Genomic DNA, 18,480 nt, shown 5'->3' with positions numbered 1-18,480 from the left:
ATCGACCGAATCTACGCCCTTCGAACCAGAACCGATCGCGGCGCTGGTTCGTATACAGCTATGACCGCTGGGCATATACTGGCGGCGGTCGGGGTTTTGCAGTAGATAATGCGCGAATAATGCGCGGTCAGAACCAAAGGGAAACCATGACTGCACCGCGACCGCAGCCGATACCGCTGTCCGCCGGTCAGCAGGGATTGTGGCTGGCCCAGAAATTGAGTCCCGATGTGCCGATATCCGAGGCGCAATATATCGAGTTCGACGGCGACCTCGACATCGAAACGCTGTGCGTGGCAGCGATACAAGCGGGTCACGAGTTCCAATCGGGGTATCTGAGACTGGTCGAGACCGACGGTGTCCCGTATCAGGTGTACGACCCGGCACTCGGCCAGGAGGCAACGCTGATCGATGTCCGGCACGCACCGGATCCGATCGCGGCGGGCGTGGAATGGATGCGCCGGGAGTACACGGCGCCCTTGGATATGACCCGGGACCTGTTGGTCGCGACGGCGATAGTGCAGGTGGGAGATCGGCGCTATCTGCTGTACAGCCGGTGTCATCACGTCGCGCTCGACGGCTACGGCGCGATGATGATCGTGAACCGGATCGCGGCGCTGTATACGGCGGCGGCGCAAGGCGTCACGGCCGAGCCCAGTCGGCCCGCGGACATCAGCGCCCTGTACGAGGCCGATCGCAGTTACCGGGAGTCGAAGCGATTCGCCGACGACCGGGCCTATTGGGTGACCCGGCTCGCGGGCGTCGGCGAGGAGACCAGCCTGGCCGACCGGCAGGCGCCCGCGTGCGCGGACAGTGCCGTCGCGATCACCGACCTGTCGGCGGCGACGATGGAACGGATCGATCGTTCGGCGAATGCGGTGGGGGCGAGCCCGGCCGCGCTGGTGATCGCCGCGTTCGGCTGTTATCTGGCCCGTAAGACCGGCCGCGACGACGTGCTGGTCAATATTCCGGTGTCAGGTCGCACGACCGCCGTGCTGCGGCGATCCGCAGGGGTTTTCGTCAATGTCGCGCCGCTGCCGATCACCCTCGAGCCGGACGACACCGTCGCGACGCTGGCACTGCGGGTGCAGTCCGATCTGGTGGGCGTTCTGCGGCATCAGCGGTGCGGGCTCACCGACATTCGCGCCGCCCTGGGGATCCCCGGCGCGCAGCGAAGGTTCGCGGGCCCGGTCGTGAACGTCATGCTCTTCGACCACAAACTCGAGTTCGGTTCGGTGACCGGACAGTTCCACATCCTCAGCTCCGGCCCGGTCGAGGATCTGCTGATCGACGTGTATCGGACCGGGGATCCGCCGCGGACGATCCTCCAGTTCCTGGCCAATCCCCACCTCTACACCGACCGCGAACTGTCGGCGCACTGCACCGGATTCGCCGAGTTCCTCGACGAGTTCGCCGCCGCCTCGGATGCCGGGCTCGGACAGGTCCATCCACGCAGCGCCGCCGAAGGCGCCGGGATCCGCCGCCGCCGTGAGAATCTGGCGTTCTGGCGGAAGACCCTCGCGGACCTTCCCGAAGAGCTTCCGCTGCCCTACGACAGGCCGCGGCCCGCGGTGCTGCCGGACCGGCGTGCCACCGCGGATTTCTCCGTGCGCGCGGGACTCGTTCGCGGATTGAATCATTGCGCACGGCAGCATGATTCTTCATTCTTCATGGTGGCGCACTCGGCGTTGGCGGTGTTACTGGCGCGAATGAGCGGCGGCACCGATATTCCGATCGGCACACCGGTCGACGATGCTGTCGGGAAATCCGTCAATACCGTGATGTTGCGTACCGAAGTCGATCCACGGGAGCCTTTCGCCGAATTACTCGGCCGGGTCCGCCAGGTAGTTCTGAGCGCATTCGACCATGCCGATATCGCGTTCGAACAAGTGGCGGAGGAACTATCGCGAGACCCCGTGTGCCAAGTGTTGCTGGCGGTCGGCCAGGTCGGCGAAACATCCTGCTTCGACCTGCGATTCAACCTGTCGGCACCCGACGGTGAGGACGACACGACCGGCACGGTCACCTTCGCCACGGATGTGTTCGATGCCGCGACGATCGATTCCCTTGTCCGTCGGTGGATCCGGATTCTGGAGTCCGTGGTCGCCGATCCGACGGTTCCGGTCGGGTCGATCGATGTGCTCGAACCCGAGGAGCGCGCCGATCTGCTGACCCGCCGCGGCGCATCCGCGACCACACCGGCCACCCTGCCCGAACTGCTGGCCGCCGCGGTCGCGGTGGATCCCGAGGCGACGGCGATCGTCGCCGGCGGGCGCACCGCGAGCTACCGGGAGATGGACGAACGCTCGAATCGGTGGGCTCGGAAGCTGATCGAGCGGGGCATCGGTCCGGAGGACATCGTCGCGATCGCCCTGCCGCGGTCCATCGATTCGGTGCTGGCGGTCTGGGCGGTGGCCAAGTCGGGGGCTGCCTTCCTGCCGATCGATCCGGGCCATCCGGTCGAACGCGTCACCCACATGCTGACCGACTCCAGGGCGGCGGTCGGCCTGACCGCCGCGGTCGCCCGCGCCCGGTCGCCCGACGACATCGACTGGCTGACAACGGATTATCTCGACGAGGGCGACGATCGGCCGATCACCGACGGTGATCGGGTGCGGCCGCTGCGGGTCGACGATGTCGCGTACGTCCTCTACACCTCCGGATCGACCGGGCTGCCCAAGGGCGTGGCCGTCACCCATCGCGGACTGCACACCTGCGCCGTCGAACACCGGGAAACCCTGAGCATCGGATCGGCTTCCCGCACACTGCATCTGGCTTCGCCGAGCTTCGACGTCTCGGTCCTGGAACTGCTGCTGGCGCTGTGCGCGGGCGCGACCATGGTCGTGGCACCCGGCGACAGCTTCGGTGGCGACGAACTCGCCGAACTCCTCGACCGCGAGCACGTCAGCCACGCGTGTATGCCGCCCTCGACCCTCTCGACCATCGACCACACCCGGTGGCCCTTACCGGATCTGGGACATCTGGTCGTCGGCGGCGAGGACTACGGCGTGGAGCTGGTCGAGCGGTGGGGCGGAATCCGTCGACTGTTCAACGAGTACGGGCCCACCGAGACCACGATCGCGGCCACGCTGACCGTGTTGACGGCGGGTGAGCTCGTCACGATCGGCCGCCCGATCCGCGGCGTCTCGGCCTGGATCCTCGACCAGCGATTGCAGCCCGTGCCGATCGGTGTGGCAGGTGAGTTGTACGTCGCCGGTGGCCTGTTGGCTCGTGGATATCACCGCCGGGCGGGGTTGACCGCGGAGCGGTTCGTGGCGTGTCCGTGGTCGCCGGGTGAGCGCATGTACCGGACCGGTGATGTGGTCCGCTGGTCGGCCGACGGTGCGGTCCAGCATCTGGGCCGGTCCGATTTCCAGGTCAAGATCCGCGGTCTGCGTATCGAGCTCGGCGAGATCGACGCCGTGCTCACCGGTCACCCGAGTGTCGGTTACGCCGCCACGATCGGCTATCGCACCGAATCGGGAGCCCAGCAGCTCGTTTCGTATGTCGTTGCCGCGCCGGGCCAGACGATCGATACCGCACTCGTGGCCGGGCGTCTCGCCGATCGCCTGCCGCCCTACATGGTGCCGGCCGCGATCGTCGTGCTGGACCGGATCCCGTTGACACCGAACGGCAAGCTCGATCGAAAAGCATTGCCCGAACCGGTGTTCACCGACGACAAGCCGTACCGGGCGCCCCGGACCCCGACCGAGCGTCTCATCGCCGAGACCTTCGCCGAGGTCCTGCACATCGACACCATCGGCATCGACGACTCCTTCTTCGCCCTCGGCGCGGACAGTCTGGTCGCCACCCGGGTCGCGGCACGCCTGGGCGCCGTGCTGGACACCGAGATTCCGGTGCGGCTGCTGTTCGACGCGGCCACGACCGCCGAACTGGCCACCAGGGTCGAGCAGATAGCCGGACCGGACCGGCGATCCCGGCCACCGCTGATCGCCGGACCGCGCCCGGATCTGGTGCCGCTGGCCCCCGCGCAACAACGCATGTGGTTCTTCAACCAGTACGACACCGGCTCCGGGGCGTACAACATGCCGATCGCCCTGCGGCTACGGGGCGAACTGGACGTCGAGGCCCTGCGGCTGGCCCTGATCGACGTGCTGGCCAGACACGAATCGCTGCGCACCCGGTACCCGGACCATGACGGCGTGCTGATCCAGGTGGTCGAATCCGTCGACCACGTGGACTCGGATCCCGCGCTGACGACGGTGCCGTCCGGCGAACTGGTCCCGGCGGTCACCGAATTCGTCACCGAAGGCTTCGACGTGAGCACCCGGGTACCGGTGCGCGCCCGGTTGTTCCGGGTGGCCGATGCCCCGGAACCCGAACACCTGCTGGCCGTCGTGGTGCATCACATCGCCGCGGACGGCTTCTCCATGGCTCCGCTGGCGCGCGATGTGGCGACGGCCTTCGCCGCCCGGATGCGCGGTGAAACCCCCTCGTGGACACCGCTGCCCGTTCAGTACGCGGACTACGCGCTGTGGCAGCGGGACGTCCTCGGCTCGCCCGACGAACCGGAGTCGCTGAGCGCCCGCCAGCTTCGCTACTGGACCACGACCTTGGACGGCGTGATCGACGAGCTGCCGCTGCCGTTCGACCGGCCGCGCCCCGCGGTCATGTCGAATCGTGGTGCGACCACCAACTTTTCGTTGAGCGCGGGACTGGTCCGAGGGCTGGAGGACTGCGCGCGACGGCATGATTCCTCGTTGTTCATGGTGGTGCACGGCGCGTTGGCGGTATTGCTGGCCCGGATGAGCGGCGGCACCGACATTCCGGTCGGCACACCGATCGCGGGGCGTGGCGTCGCGGCGCTCGACGATATGGTCGGGATGTTCGTCAACACCTTGGTCTTGCGGACCGCCGTCGATCCGGGGCAGTCGTTCGCCACCCTGCTCGGCCTGGTCCGGCAGGTGGATCTGGACGCGTTCGACCACGCCGATATCCCGTTCGAGCAGGTGGTGGACCAGCTGGTCACGCAGCGGTCCCAGGCTCGCCATCCGTTGTTCCAGGTGCTGCTGGCCTTCCAGAACCTGGAACCGGTGACGCTGGCCCTGCCCGGCCTCGAACTGTCGGTGATCGACCTGCCCGGCACGGCGTCCCGCTTCGACCTGCAGTTCATCCTCTCGCCGCACCACGCGAGCGGCGGCATGACGGTGGCGGTCACCTACGCCACGGACCTGTTCGATGCCGCGACGGTCGATTCGCTGGTCCAGCGGTGGATCCGGATCCTGGAGTCGGTGGTCGCCGATCCGACCGTTGCGGTCGGGGCGATCGAGGTCCTCGAGCCCGCCGAGCGCGCCGATCTGCTCAGCCACCGCGGCGCTCTCGCCGCGGCCCCGATGACGCTGCCGGATCTGCTGGCCGCGGCCGCACCGGATCCCGACGCCGCGGCGATCGTGTTCGCGGGGCAGCGCATGAGCTATCGCGAGTTGGATGAGCGTTCGAATCGCTTGGCGCGAGCGCTCATTCGGCGAGGCATCGGCCCCGAGGACATCGTCGCGATCGGGATGCCGCGGTCCCTGGATTCGGTGCTGACCGAATTGGCGATCGCGAAATCGGGAGCGGCGTTCCTGCCGATCGATCCGGGTCATCCGAGGGAACGGATCACGCACCTGACGACCGAGTCGGGGGCGGTCATCGGTGTGACCGTGCCGTCCGTCCGCGCCCGGCTGCCCGACGGGATCGATTGGCTGACACCGGCCGACCTCGACCACACCGACGACGTGGCCGACGGCCGGCCCATCACCGACAGCGAACGGACCCGGCCACTGCGGGTCGACGATCTCGCCTACCTCATCTACACCTCGGGATCGACCGGACTGCCCAAGGGCGTCGCGGTCACGCATCGAGGTCTGTACGACTGCGCCGTCGAGCACCGCGATGCCCTGGGCATCGAATCCGATTCTCGGACCCTGCACATGGCCTCGCCGAGCTTCGACGTCTCGGTCTTGGAACTGCTGCTGTCGCTGGGTTCCGGCGCCACCATGGTCATCGCGCCCGGCGACGTGTACGGCGGGGACGAACTCGCCGACCTGATCGCCCGCGAACACGTCAGCCATGTCCTCGTGACACCGTCCACGCTGTCGACCATCGACCACACCCGCTGGCCGCTACCGGATCTCACCCACCTCATGGTGGGCGGCGAGGACTACGGCGCCGACGTGGTCCAGCGCTGGGGTGCCGGCCACGCCCTGCTCAACACCTACGGGCCCACCGAGACGACCATCGCCGCGACACTGAGCGCCCCGCTGACGGCGGGTGACACGGTGACGATCGGCGGCCCGATTCGTGGCGTGTCGGGATGGATTCTGGACCAGCGGCTGGAGCCCGTTCCGGTCGGCGTGGCGGGCGAATTGTATGTCTCGGGTGGCGGTCTGGCGCGCGGGTATCACGGCCGGTCAGGCGCGACGGCCGAGCGTTTCATCGCGTGCCCCTGGGCGCCGGGCGAGCGGATGTACCGGACCGGGGATATGGCCCGGTGGACGTCCGCGGGGACGGTCGAACATGTGGGCCGGTCCGATTTCCAGGTGAAGATCCGTGGTCTGCGCATCGAACTGGGCGAGATCGACGCGGCGCTGGCGGCGCACGCCGCGGTGAGTTACGCGGTGACGGTCGGCAGCCGTGCCGAGTCGGGGGCGCAGTCGCTGGTGTCGTATGTCGTTGCCGCGCCGGGGTGTTCGATCGATCCGTCGGTACTGACCGAGTACCTGGGCGACCGGTTGCCGTCCTCCATGGTTCCGGCGTCGATCATGGTGCTGGATCGGGTGCCGTTGACGCCGATGGGGAAGCTGGATCGGCGGGCGTTGCCGACACCGGTGTTCGCTCCGGACAAGCCCTTCCGAGCGCCCGAGACGCCGACCGAGCGGATCATCGCCCGCTGCTTCGCGGACGTCCTGGGCTCCGACGGAGTCGGCGCGGACGATTCCTTCTTCGCCCTCGGCGGCGACAGCATCATGTCGATCCAGCTGGTGACCCGGGCCAGAACCGCGGGCGTGGTGTTCTCGCCACGCGATGTGTTCGAGCGCAAGACCGTCGCCGGACTCGCCCTGGTCGCGACCGGGGAGAGTGACACCGCGACAAAGCTCTCGGCGGAACTTCCCGACGCGGGCCCGCTACCGCTGACACCGATCATGCGGGAGTTGCTCGAACGGACGGGGTCCGCGTGCGCCCGCTTCGCCCAGGCGATGATGCTGCCGCTGCCGGCCGGGATCGACCGGCAGCGGCTGACCGACGCCGTGCAGACGGTCCTCGATCGGCACGACATACTGCGTACGCGACTGAGGCCGAGCGACGACGGGCAGTGGACGTGGAAGGTGTTGCCCGCCGGAACGATTCAGGCCGACGACCTCCTCGCGCGAGTGCCGATGGAAGCGGGGCTGGGACGCCTCGAATTCCGTGCGCCGGCCGCGGCCGAGCTGGAGGCCGCCGCGGACCGGCTCGATCCGGGAGCCGGGATCGTCGCGCAGGTGGTCTGGTTCGACCCGGCGAGCACCGCCGAACCGGGCGCCGTGCTGCTGGTGGTTCATCGTTCGGCGATCGATCCCGTCTCCTGGCAGGTGCTGGCGGCGGATCTCGCCGCCGCGTGGGCGCCGATCGACTCCGGCGAGCCGCCCGCCCCGACCGGGACGTCCATGCGCGGCTGGGCACACGGGCTGGTCGAGGCGGCCCGGCGACCGGAACGCACCACCGAGCTCGAACTGTGGCGAGCGATGACCGCCGGGGACGATCCCCCGATCGGAACACGGCCCCTCGACCCCGCGATCGACGTGGTCGCGACTACCCGCACCGTCCGGATCGACGTGGACCCCGACGTGACCGAGGCCCTGCTGACCACCGTGCCCGCGGCCTTCCACGGCAGCGTGAACGACGGGCTGCTGACCGCTCTGGCGGTCACGATCACGAAGTGGCGGCGCGAGCACGAGGCAGCGGCCGCCGCCGACGTCACGATCCGTCTCGAAGGGAACGGCCGCGCGAAAGACGTTGTGCCGGGCGCAGATCCGGCGCGGACGGTCGGCTGGTTCGCGACGAGCTATCCGATGCGCCTGGATCTGTCGGGCATCGACCTCGACGAAGCCCGCACCGGCGGGCCCGCGTCGGGGGCAGCGGTCAAGTCCGTCAAGGAACAACTGCTCGCCGTCCCCGACCAGGGGATCGGCTACGGCCTGCTGCGGTATCTCGACGAGGACGCCGGACCGGTTCTCGCGACCGCGCCGCCGCAGATCGCGTTCACCTACCGCGGCCGCGTCGCCACCGGGACCGCCGAGGCGGAGCTCGCCGGTACCCGGCCCCCGGACATGCCGGTGACCGCGGCGCTCGACATCGAAGTCACCGTCCTGGACGACGCGAAAGAGTCGCGGCTACAGGCGATCTGGTCGTACCCCGCCGGAGTGTTGACCGGCGACGTGGTGCGCGAGATCGCGGAGGACTGGCGTTCGACGCTGACCGCGTTGGCGACACATGTCCGCCGCGCCGGGGGCGGTGGCCGGACGCCGTCGGATCTGACTGCCGAGCTCGGACAATCCGCCATCGAGGGACTCGAGCACCGGTATCCGGCGTTGAGCGACGTCTGGCCCCTGGCCCCACTCCAGCAGGGGCTGCTGTTCCACGCCCTGGTGTCCGAGCAGTCGGTGGACGCCTACATCACACAGCTGGTGCTCGAGCTGCGCGGCCGGGTCGACGCGGGGCGGCTGCGCCGAGCCGCGCGACTGCTGCTCGACCGGCACCCGAACCTGCGCGCCGCGTTCGTCACCGACCCGGAACCGGTGCAGGTGGTCGACGACGACGCCGAGGCGCCCTGGTCGGAGCCGGACCTGTCCGGGCTGGACGGCGACGCCCGCGATCGCGAGTGGACGCGGCTCCTGACCGCGGACCGCACCACCCGGTTCGACCCGGCCCGTCCCCCGCTGCTCCGCTGGATGCTCGCCACCATCGGGCCCGAGCGGTACCGGCTGGTGCTGACCAACCATCACCTGCTGCTCGACGGCTGGTCGACGCCGCTGCTCCTGAAGGAGCTGCTGGTCCTCTACGCCACCGACTGCGACACCACCGTGCTGCCGGAGGTGCGTCCCTACCGGGACTACCTGACCTGGGTCGCCCGGCAGGACCCGGCCGCGGCGCTCGACGCCTGGGCTCGAGCGTTCGACGGCGCCGACGAGCCGACCCTGGTGGCCGCACCCGATCCCGGCCGCCACTACACCGAATCACGGGAGCTGTCGGACGAACTCGGCGAGGAACAGACCGCGGCGCTGATCGGCCGCGCGCGGTCCCGCGGCGTCACCCTCAACACCATGATCCAGGTGGCGTGGGCGATCGTGCTGGGCGCGTCGACATCTCGGCAGGACGTGACGTTCGGCGCCGTGGTCTCCGGGCGGCCCCCGCAGCTCGCGGGCGTCGAATCGATGATCGGACTACTGATCAACACGGTGCCGGTGCGCGTTCGCCTCGACGGCGGCGAGACAGTGGGGCAATTGCTCGACCGCGTCCAGGCCGAACAGGCGGCGCTGCTCGATCACCAGTTCGTCGGGCTGGCCGAGATCGAGCGAGTGGCCGGGCCGGGGGCGGTCTTCGACACGATGACGGTGTTCGAGTCCTTCCCGGTCGACCGGTACGGGCTGACCGCGGACACCGACATCGCCGGTATGCGGCTGGTCGACGTGACCGGTTCCGACGCCGCCCACTATCCGATGGGCCTGGTCGCGCGCGTCGACGAGCGACTGCACCTCGAGATCAAATACCTGCCCGAGTTCTTCGACCCGGGCACGATCGCGGCGACCCTGCACCGGATCCTGGACGTACTGGGCGATCTGGCCGCCGACCCGGATGTGCCGCTCGCCCGGCTGAATCTGCTCGCGCCGCAGGAATACCGCGAGCTGGCGCCGGTCTCGGGTGATCCCGCGGTACCGGAGCGAGTGTTGCCGGAACTGCTCGCGGCCACGCACGCCCGGGATCCGGGCGCGGTGGCGGTGGTGTGCGGGGACCGGCAATGGACATATGACGAGCTCGATACCGAGTCGAATCGTTTGGCGCGCACGCTGATCGATCTCGGTGCCGGACCGGAGACGAATGTCGCGATCGGACTGCCGCGCTGCTACGAGTCGGTGCTCGCGGTATGGGCGGTGGCGAAGTCGGGGGCGGCATTCGTCCCGGTGGATCCGCGCACTCCCGGAGAACGGGTCGAGCACATGCTCACCGACTCGGGAGTGGCGATCGGAATCACGCTGTCCGAGTGGAAGGATCGGCTGCCCGGCTCGGTGCGGTGGCTGGTCCTCGACGACCCGGACATCGCGGCGGAGGTGGCGCGGTCGCCCGCGCTGCCGGTGACCGATACCGAGCGCATCCGGCCGATTCGACTCGACCATCCCATGTACGTGATCTACACGTCCGGCTCGACGGGAGTGCCGAAGGGCGTGGTGGTCTCGCACCGGGGGTTGGCGAACCTGGCCGCCGAGCAGTGCTCGCGGTTCGACATCGGGCCGGGCGCACGGGTGCTGCACGCCGCGTCGCCCATTTTCGACGCGGCGATCCTGGAACTCCTCTGGGCCTTCGCGTCCGGCGGACGCCTCGTCATCGCGCCGCCGACGGTCCTCGGCGGAATCGAACTGGCGCAGATCATCTCGCAGCACGCGGTCACCCATGCCGCGCTGACTCCCACCGCCCTGGGCACGGTCGACCCGGCCGGGCTGCGACACCTCGGGACGGTCGTGATCGGCGGCGAAGCGCCCCCGCCCCGGCTGGTGTCCCGGTGGGCGCCGGGCCGGAAGCTGTTCAACACCTACGGTCCGGCGGAGGCCACGATCCAGACCGATGCGGGCCCGCCGATGGTGCCGGGTGAGACCGCGACGATCGGCGGGCCGATCCGCGGCGTCGGCGAGGTCGTGCTCGACGCGTGGCTGCGTCCGGTGCCGGTCGGAGTCGTCGGCGAGTTGTACCTCACCGGACCGGGATTGGCGCGCGGATACCGCAACCGGACGAGTCTGACCGCGTCCCGGTTCGTCGCCGATCCGTTCGCGGACCGCGGGCAGCGCATGTACCGGACCGGGGACCTGGTGCGGTGGCTGCGGCTGCCGGAGGGAGGTCTGACGCTGGACTATGTCGGGCGGACGGACTTCCAGGTCAAGATTCGCGGCTTCCGGATCGAGCTCGGCGAGGTCGAATCGGGTCTGCTGGCCTGCCCGGGAGTGGCCCGCGCGGTGGCGGCGGTGCATCACGGCGCGACCGGCGATCGGTTGATCGGGTACGTGGTGCCCGAACCCGACGCCGACCTGGACCCCGTCGCGATCCTCACGGTCGCCGGGCAGCGCCTGGCCCCGCACCTGGTGCCCGCCACCGTGATGGTGCTCGACGAGCTGCCGACGACGGAGACGGGCAAGATCGACCGCCGCGCGCTGCCCGAACCCGACTTCAGCACGGGCCGAGTCGAATTCCGGGCACCGGTCACCGAGACGGAGACGACACTCGCGGGGCTGTTCGCGGAAGTCCTCGGGATCGACACGATCGGGCTCGACGATTCGTTCTTCGCGCTCGGCGGCGACAGCATCATGTCGATCCAGTTGGTCACCCGGGCCAAGGCGGCTGGTCTGGCGATCTCCGTACGAGAGGTGTTCGAGCACAAGACGGTTGCCGGACTTGCCCGGATCGCCGTCCGCGACAGCGCCGTCCTTCCGGAGGAACTGCCCGGCGGTGGCGTGGGGCCGATGCCGCCGACGCCCATCATGTGCTGGATGTTCGAGCGCGGCGGATTCGACAGCTTCTGCCAGTGGGTGATGCTCACGCTGCCGACCGGCGTCGACCGGACCGTCATCGAGGCGACCGTACAGGCCGTCCTCGACCATCACGACATGTTGCGAGCCCGGCTGGTGCCCGATCCCGCGCATCCGTCGGGCTGGGCGGTGGAGGTGCGGCCCACCGGCGTGTCCGCCGCCGAACTGATCCGGCGCGTATCGGTGGAGGCGGAGCCGGACAGCGGCGCGTTCGCCGCGATCGCCGATGTGGAGGCGCGTGCCGCCGCCGAGCGTCTCGACCCCGCCGAAGGCGTTGTACTGCAGGTGGTCTGGTTCGATCGCGCCGGCGGGCCCGGCCGGCTGCTGGTCGTCGCCCACCACCTGGTGGTGGATGGCGTGTCGTGGCGGATCCTCGTGCCCGACATCGCTGTCGCCGCGGGCCAGGTGACCGCCGGGCAGCCGCCGCAGCTCACGCCGGTCGGCACGTCCATGCGACGCTGGGCCCACGCCCTCGACACCGCCGCCGCGAATCTCGACGAACTCGACCGGTGGCGTTCCACGCTCGCCACCGCCGATCCGCCGATCGGGACGCGCCCGCTCGACCCGGCCGTGGACAAGCAGGCCACCGTGGCCACCGTCCGGGTCACGCTGCCCACCACGGTGACCCGGGCCGTGCTCACCGCGCTGCCCCACGCGTTCAACGGCAAGGTGGACGATGCCCTGATCGCCGCGCTCGCCCTGGCGCTGACCCGGTGGCGGCGCCGCCGCGGCGAGACAGTCGCCGAGGCACTGCTCACCCTCGAGAGCCACGGGCGCGACGACACCGCCCTCCCCGGCGCCGACCTCACCCGCACGGTCGGATGGTTCACCACCACGTACCCGGTGCGAATCGATGTGTCCGACATCGACATCGACGACGCGTTCGACTCCGGAGCCGCCGCGGGGGCGGTCATGAAGTCGGTGAAGGAACAACTCCGGCGGGTCCCCCGCGACGGGACCGGCTACGGGCTGCTGCGCTACCTCAACGCCGAGACCGCCCGCGTCCTGGGCGCGCTGCCCGACCCCCAGGTGAGCTTCAACTATCTCGGCCGGTTCGACACGATGCCCGACGCGGCGCTCGAGTTCGGCTGGATGCCCGCCGGCGCAGGGGCCGCGGGCGGCGCGCAGCCTCCCGACGCGTCCGCGGCGGCCGTGCTGGGCATCAACGCGGCCACCATGGACACTCCGGACGGACCCGCCCTGACCGCCGCCTGGGACTACCCGGCCGGGCTGATCACCGCCGCCGACGTCACCGACCTCGCCGAACTGTGGAGCAAGGCGGTGACGGCCCTCGCGACTCACGCGTCCCGGCCCGGCGCGGGCGGGCTGACGCCCTCCGACCTCGACCTCGTCGACCTCGACCAGACCGCGATCGACCGGATCGAGGCCAGATACCCGGAGCTGGAAGACATTTGGTCGCTCACGCCGCTGCAGGCGGGGCTGTTGTTCCACGCCCAGCTCGCCGACGGCGCCCGCGACGACTACATCGTGCAGCTGCGGATGGAACTCGGCGGACAGGTCGACGCGGACCGGCTGCGCCGCGCCCTGCGGACCCTCATCGGACGGCACCCGAACCTGCGCGCCTCGTTCGCGCGCGACGGCGCGGGCGAACCGGTGCAGCTGGTGCACCGGCGAGTCGACGTGCCGTTCAACAGGATCGATCTCACGGAACACGCCGACGCCGCGGCCGAACTCGAACAGCTCATGGAAGCCGACCGGCACGTCGACACGACCGCCGCGCCACTGCTGCGACTCACCCTGGTCGACATCTCCCCGCAGCGGTACACGCTGGTGCTGAGCCTGCACCACATCCTGATCGACGGCTGGTCCACCCCACTGCTGATCCGGGAGCTGCTGATCCTCTACGCCGCCGACAGCGACCCCGCCGCGCTGCCCCCGGCCCGTCCCTACCGCGACTACCTGGCGTGGCTGCACACCCGGGATCAGGAAGCGGCGGAAGCGGCGTGGACCCGGGCGCTCGAGGGCGTCACCGAGCCGACGCTGCTGGCGCACCCGGACGGCGGCCGGGGCGCCGACGCCGCCCGTGAAGTCCGGGTGCGGCTGAGCGAAGACCGCACCGCCGCCCTGGTCGCGGTGGCCCACCGGCAGGAGACCACCCTCAACACCATCGTTCGCGCGGCCTGGGCGATCGTGCTCGCGAACGCGACCGCGCGCGAGGACGTCGTCTTCGGCGCCACCGTCTCCGGACGCCCCCCACAGCTCCCCGGCATCGAATCGATGATCGGCCTGTTCGTCAACACCGTGCCGGTCCGGGTCCGGCTCGACTACGGCGAAACCCTCGCCCAGCTGCTCCGGCGCATCCAGACCGAGCAGGCCGCGCTGCTCGACCACGACCACCTCGGCCTCGCGCGGATCCAGCAGGCGGCCGGGACCGGCGCGATGTTCGACACCGTGACCGTCTTCGAGTCCTACCCGGTCGACACGGCGGGTCTGTCCGAGGACACCGACATCGCCGGGATGCACGTCCTCGACGTGCACGGACGAGACGCCGCGCACTACCCCCTCGGCCTGATCGTCCATCTCGGCGCGCGGCTGCAGCTGAGCTTCGAATACCTGCCCGATTCGTTCACCCGGCAGCAGATCGACGCCCTCGCCGACCGGGTCCGGCGGGTGCTCGACGCCATCACCGACGACATCGATCTCCCGCTCCTGCGCGTCCAGCTGCTGTCGCCGGAGGAGCTGGCCGCCTCGGCCCCCGTGCACGGCCGGCCCGGCGCGCCGACCTCGATGCTGCCCCAGCTGTTGGCGGCCGCCGCGGACTCGCGCTCGGACGCGGTGGTCTGCGACGGCGACGTGCTGTCCTACCGAGAACTCGACGAGACCTCGAACCGGTGGGCGCGCATCCTGATCGATGCCGGGGCCGGACCGGAAACGCTGGTGGCCGTGGGCTTCCCGCGCTCCATCGACGCGATGATCGCCATCTGGGCGGTCGCCAAGACCGGCGCGGCGTTCATCCAGATCGACCCCGGCCAACCCCTCGACCGGATCGGCGGCATCCTCGCCGACGCCGACCCGATCGTCGGGCTGACGGCGGAGTCCTATCGGGACCGACTGCCGGACACCACCGCGTGGCTCAGCCTCGACAGTCCCGGATTCGCCACGAAGGCGGCTTTCGCTCGCGCCACCGCGATCGATGACCGCGAGCGCGGGGCCACGCTCCGGCCGGAGCATCCCGCCTATCTGATCTACACCTCGGGCTCCACCGGAATCCCCAAGGGCGTCGTGGTCACTCATGCCGGGCTCGCGAACCTGGCCGCCGAAGCACGGGAACGGTACGGCCTCACCTCCACATCCCGCATGCTGGCCGCGGCCTCACCGAGCTTCGACGTGTCGATCCTCGAATGGGTCAGCGCCCTCGCCGCCGGGGCCACCCTGGTGGTCGCTCCGGAACGAGTCGTCGCGGGCGCCGAACTGGCCGAGCGGATCACCGCCGCACAGGCCACCCATGCGGCGTTCACCCCGACGGTGCTCGAATCCCTGCCCGCCGGTGAACTCGACTCCCTGCGCACCCTGATCATCGGCGGTGAGATCTGCCCACCGGATCTGCTGAACCGATGGGTGCCGGGCCGCATGCTGATCAGCTCGTACGGGGCCACCGAGACCACCGTCGTGAGTTTCGGCGACGTCGCGCTGACCACGATGACGGAGAGTCCACTGCTGCTGGGCGGCCCGGCCCGCGGATTCTCCGCCGTGGTCCTCGACCGCGGCCTGCGTCCGGTTCCGCCCGGAGTGGCGGGCGAACTGTACGTGTCCGGACCCGGCATCGCCCGCGGCTACCACGGGCAACCCGGCCTCACGGCGGCGCGATTCCTCCCCGACCCGTGGGGGCCGCCCGGGACGCGCATGTACCGGACCGGCGATCTGGTCGCGTGGAATGGCGACCAGCGACTTCGGTACCTGGGCCGCAGCGATCTCCAGATCAAGCTGAACGGCCATCGCATCGAGCGGGGTGACATCGAAACCGTGTTGTGCGGTCACCCCGACGTCTCCCGTGCCGCGGTCACCGTCCACACCCGGCCGGGTGGCGGCGACGCTCTCATCGGCTATGTGGTGCCCACCCCGCACGCCACGCCGGATGCCGCGGTGCTGACCAGGCACCTCGCCACCCGATTGCCGACCCACATGATCCCGACCACCATCATCACGCTCGACCGGTTACCGCTCACGGCCACCGGCAAACTCGACTACAACGCCCTGCCCGTACCCGACCTGCGCCGCTCCCCGTTCCGGCCGCCCTCCACCCCGCTCGAGGTCGCCGTCTGCGCGGCCTTCGCCGAAACCCTCGACATCGAACGCGTCGGACTCGATGACGGCTTCTTCGCGCTCGGCGGCAACTCGCTGGCCGCGACCCGACTGGTCGCGCTGCTCGCGCAGTCCACCGGTGTCACCGTGCCACTCCAGTGGCTGTTCACCGATCCGACGCCGCACGCGCTGGCCCGCCGCATCGAGCACCGTCGCGACGGCCTCGAGGGGCCGGAGAGCGGCGAAGGGGATCTCGCCGAGGCACTCGCGGTCCTGTTGCCCCTGCGAGCGGACGGCATCGAACCGCCACTGTTCTGCGTCCACCCGGCGATCGGATTGGCGTGGGGCTTCAGCGGATTGGTCCAGCACCTCGATCCCAACCGTCCCGTCCAGGGGCTGCAATCCCCGGCATTGTCCGACCCCACCGCGCGGTTCGACAGCCTCGACGAGCTGGCGGCCCGCTATGTGCGGGAGATCCGGGCCGTCCAACCGCACGGCCCCTATCATCTGCTCGGCTATTCACTCGGCGGCACCATCGCCCACGCGATGGCCGTCCAGCTCCGCCGCGACGGCGAGCCCGTGGCGACCCTGGCCATGATGGACACCCGCGTCGTCACGACCGACAGTGTGCGGGGCCCGACGCCGTCGGTGGCGACGATGCTCACCGAGTTCGGCGGTATCGAGGTTCCGGACGGCTCCACCGAGTTGACCGTCGAAGCCGCGACCGAGTTGCTGCACCAGCAGGGCGGACTCTTCACCGCGGTGACCACCGAGCATGTGGTGCGCCTGCAACGCGACTACACCCGGCTGATCGACCTCACCTGGGAGCATCGGCCGGGATCGTTCGACGGCGACCTGCTCTACTTCAGCGCCGCCGACGACCCCGTCGACGGGTCCGCTCCCGCTCGCGCCTGGAACAACCATGTCACCGGGCGGATCACCGAGCACCGGATCCCCGTACGGCACGAACGGATGACCGATCGAGACGCACTGCGCGCCATCGGTTCCGTGCTCACCGAGCACTTCCGGTCCACTCGCACTGTCCCCACAGAGTCACAAACACCAGCAAGGACAAGCCGATCATGAACACCGACCGATTCGTCGGAACACGTTCCGGCGTCGAACCAGTCAACTTGTTCGACCCCGATATCGCGGCGGGTAACGGTGCGTACCCGCGTGCGGGCGAACTGCGCCGGTGGATGGTCGACTACCTGTGTCACTCCCACCCCGACCTCGGCCGGCCCGGCGCGGTCTGTCCCTACACCAGCCACGCCATCACGATCAATTCCCTGTGGGCCGCGTTCATCACCGGTCGTGAGATCAACCGCGAGCGCATCAGCGAGATCATCGCCGACCTGTACGACCTCTTCCCCACCCTGCCACCCCTGAAGGAACCCGACTCCCGGCTCAAGGCGGTCCTCGCGGTGTTCCCCAACCTCACCGAGTACACCGACATCGAATCCGTTCAGCACGACCAGAAGACGAAGTTCGTTCAGCAGGGTCTGATGCTCGGGCAGTTCTACCCGGGCTGCACTGTCCCGGGCCTGCACAATCCGTCGTTCCCCGCCCTCGACGCGCCGCTGCCCATGCTCGCCATCCGCTACATGGCGCCCACCGATTTCCCGTTCCTCAACTCGCGCCACGATTGGATGGACTTCTACCTGCAGATCTTCGCCCCCGCCATCCCCAAGTTCATCGCCAGCGCCATGTCCGACAAGCTCGTCCAGACACCCGACGATCGGACGAGTACGAACTGATCGCTCCGAACGTCTTCAGCCGGCGGCCATTTCGCGTTGCACGGTGGTGGTGATCTGGGCGGCGGTGAGGATCATGGCCACCAGGAAGTCGACGAGCTGGGCGCGGTCGATATCCAGTTCGCCGCGCAGCCATTCGGTGAGGATCTCCAGGCCGCCGTGGGCGACCGTGCGGGCGGAGAGTTCGGCGTGCAGGCCCGTGACGGCCTCCTCGCCGAGCAGTTCCCGCCCCTGGTCCAGCATGACGTTCGCGACGACGCCCACGAGTTCGGTTCTGCGATGCCGCAATTCGTCGGTGAGCTGCATGTCGATGGTGAGCCGCCGGCGGGCCGGATGGTCGGCGATGGCGGTGATCCCGGCCTCGACGACCGCGCGCAGGCGGATGCGGGTGTCGGCCGGCGCGGTGGTGATGGCGGTCATGACCGCGCCGACGACCTCGGCCAATTGCTCGTCGGCCAGTTCGTACAGCAACCGGTCGATATGGCTGTAGGTCTCGTAGAAGTAGCGGTCGTTCAGACCGGCGCGGGCGCACAGGGCGCGCACTTTCAGACCGGCGATGCCCTCCGCGGCGATGGCGTCGAGGGCGGCCTCGCGCAGGCGTTCGCGGCGCTGGTTCCGGCGTTCGTCCGCGCTGAGCCCGGCGTAGCGCCCACGAGGTGTTTCCACGGTTTCGCCCTGTCTCTTGCCATGCC

At 69.7% G+C, this 18,480-nt stretch carries 3 protein-coding genes; 2 read left to right on the top strand and 1 reads right to left on the bottom strand.

Annotated elements, in window-relative coordinates; all coding sequences use genetic code 11:
• The first annotated feature begins 146 nt into the window (after window positions 1-146).
• On the top strand, window positions 147-17,120 hold the full coding sequence (locus tag ACFRAQ_RS17095) for an amino acid adenylation domain-containing protein (RefSeq protein WP_379100470.1): 16,974 nt from the start codon (window positions 147-149) through the stop codon (window positions 17,118-17,120).
• Entirely contained in the window at window positions 17,117-17,791 is a 675-nt protein-coding gene (locus tag ACFRAQ_RS17090; RefSeq protein ID WP_379100468.1) for a DUF6875 domain-containing protein, read from the top strand. The genes ACFRAQ_RS17095 and ACFRAQ_RS17090 overlap by 4 nt, the downstream gene beginning before the upstream one ends.
• 15 nt (window positions 17,792-17,806) lie before the next feature.
• On the opposite strand, the gene ACFRAQ_RS17085 is transcribed toward ACFRAQ_RS17090, so the two are convergent.
• Window positions 17,807-18,454, bottom strand: a complete 648-nt coding sequence (locus tag ACFRAQ_RS17085; protein WP_379100466.1) for a TetR/AcrR family transcriptional regulator — start codon at window positions 18,452-18,454, stop codon at window positions 17,807-17,809.
• Between the last annotated feature and the right edge of the window lie 26 nt (window positions 18,455-18,480).

The organism is Nocardia sp. NPDC056611, from assembly GCF_042792755.1.
In the GTDB taxonomy this organism is placed as follows: Bacteria; Actinomycetota; Actinomycetes; order Mycobacteriales; family Mycobacteriaceae; genus Nocardia.
This window is presented reverse-complemented; position numbering and strand designations above follow the sequence as displayed.

Bases quoted from the DNA above. Each gene is read 5' to 3' on its own strand.
- ACFRAQ_RS17090 (WP_379100468.1), top strand. From the start codon at position 17,117: ATGAACACCGACCGATTCGTCGGAACACGTTCCGGCGTCGAACCAGTC.
- ACFRAQ_RS17095 (WP_379100470.1), top strand. From the start codon at position 147: ATGACTGCACCGCGACCGCAGCCGATACCGCTGTCCGCCGGTCAGCAG.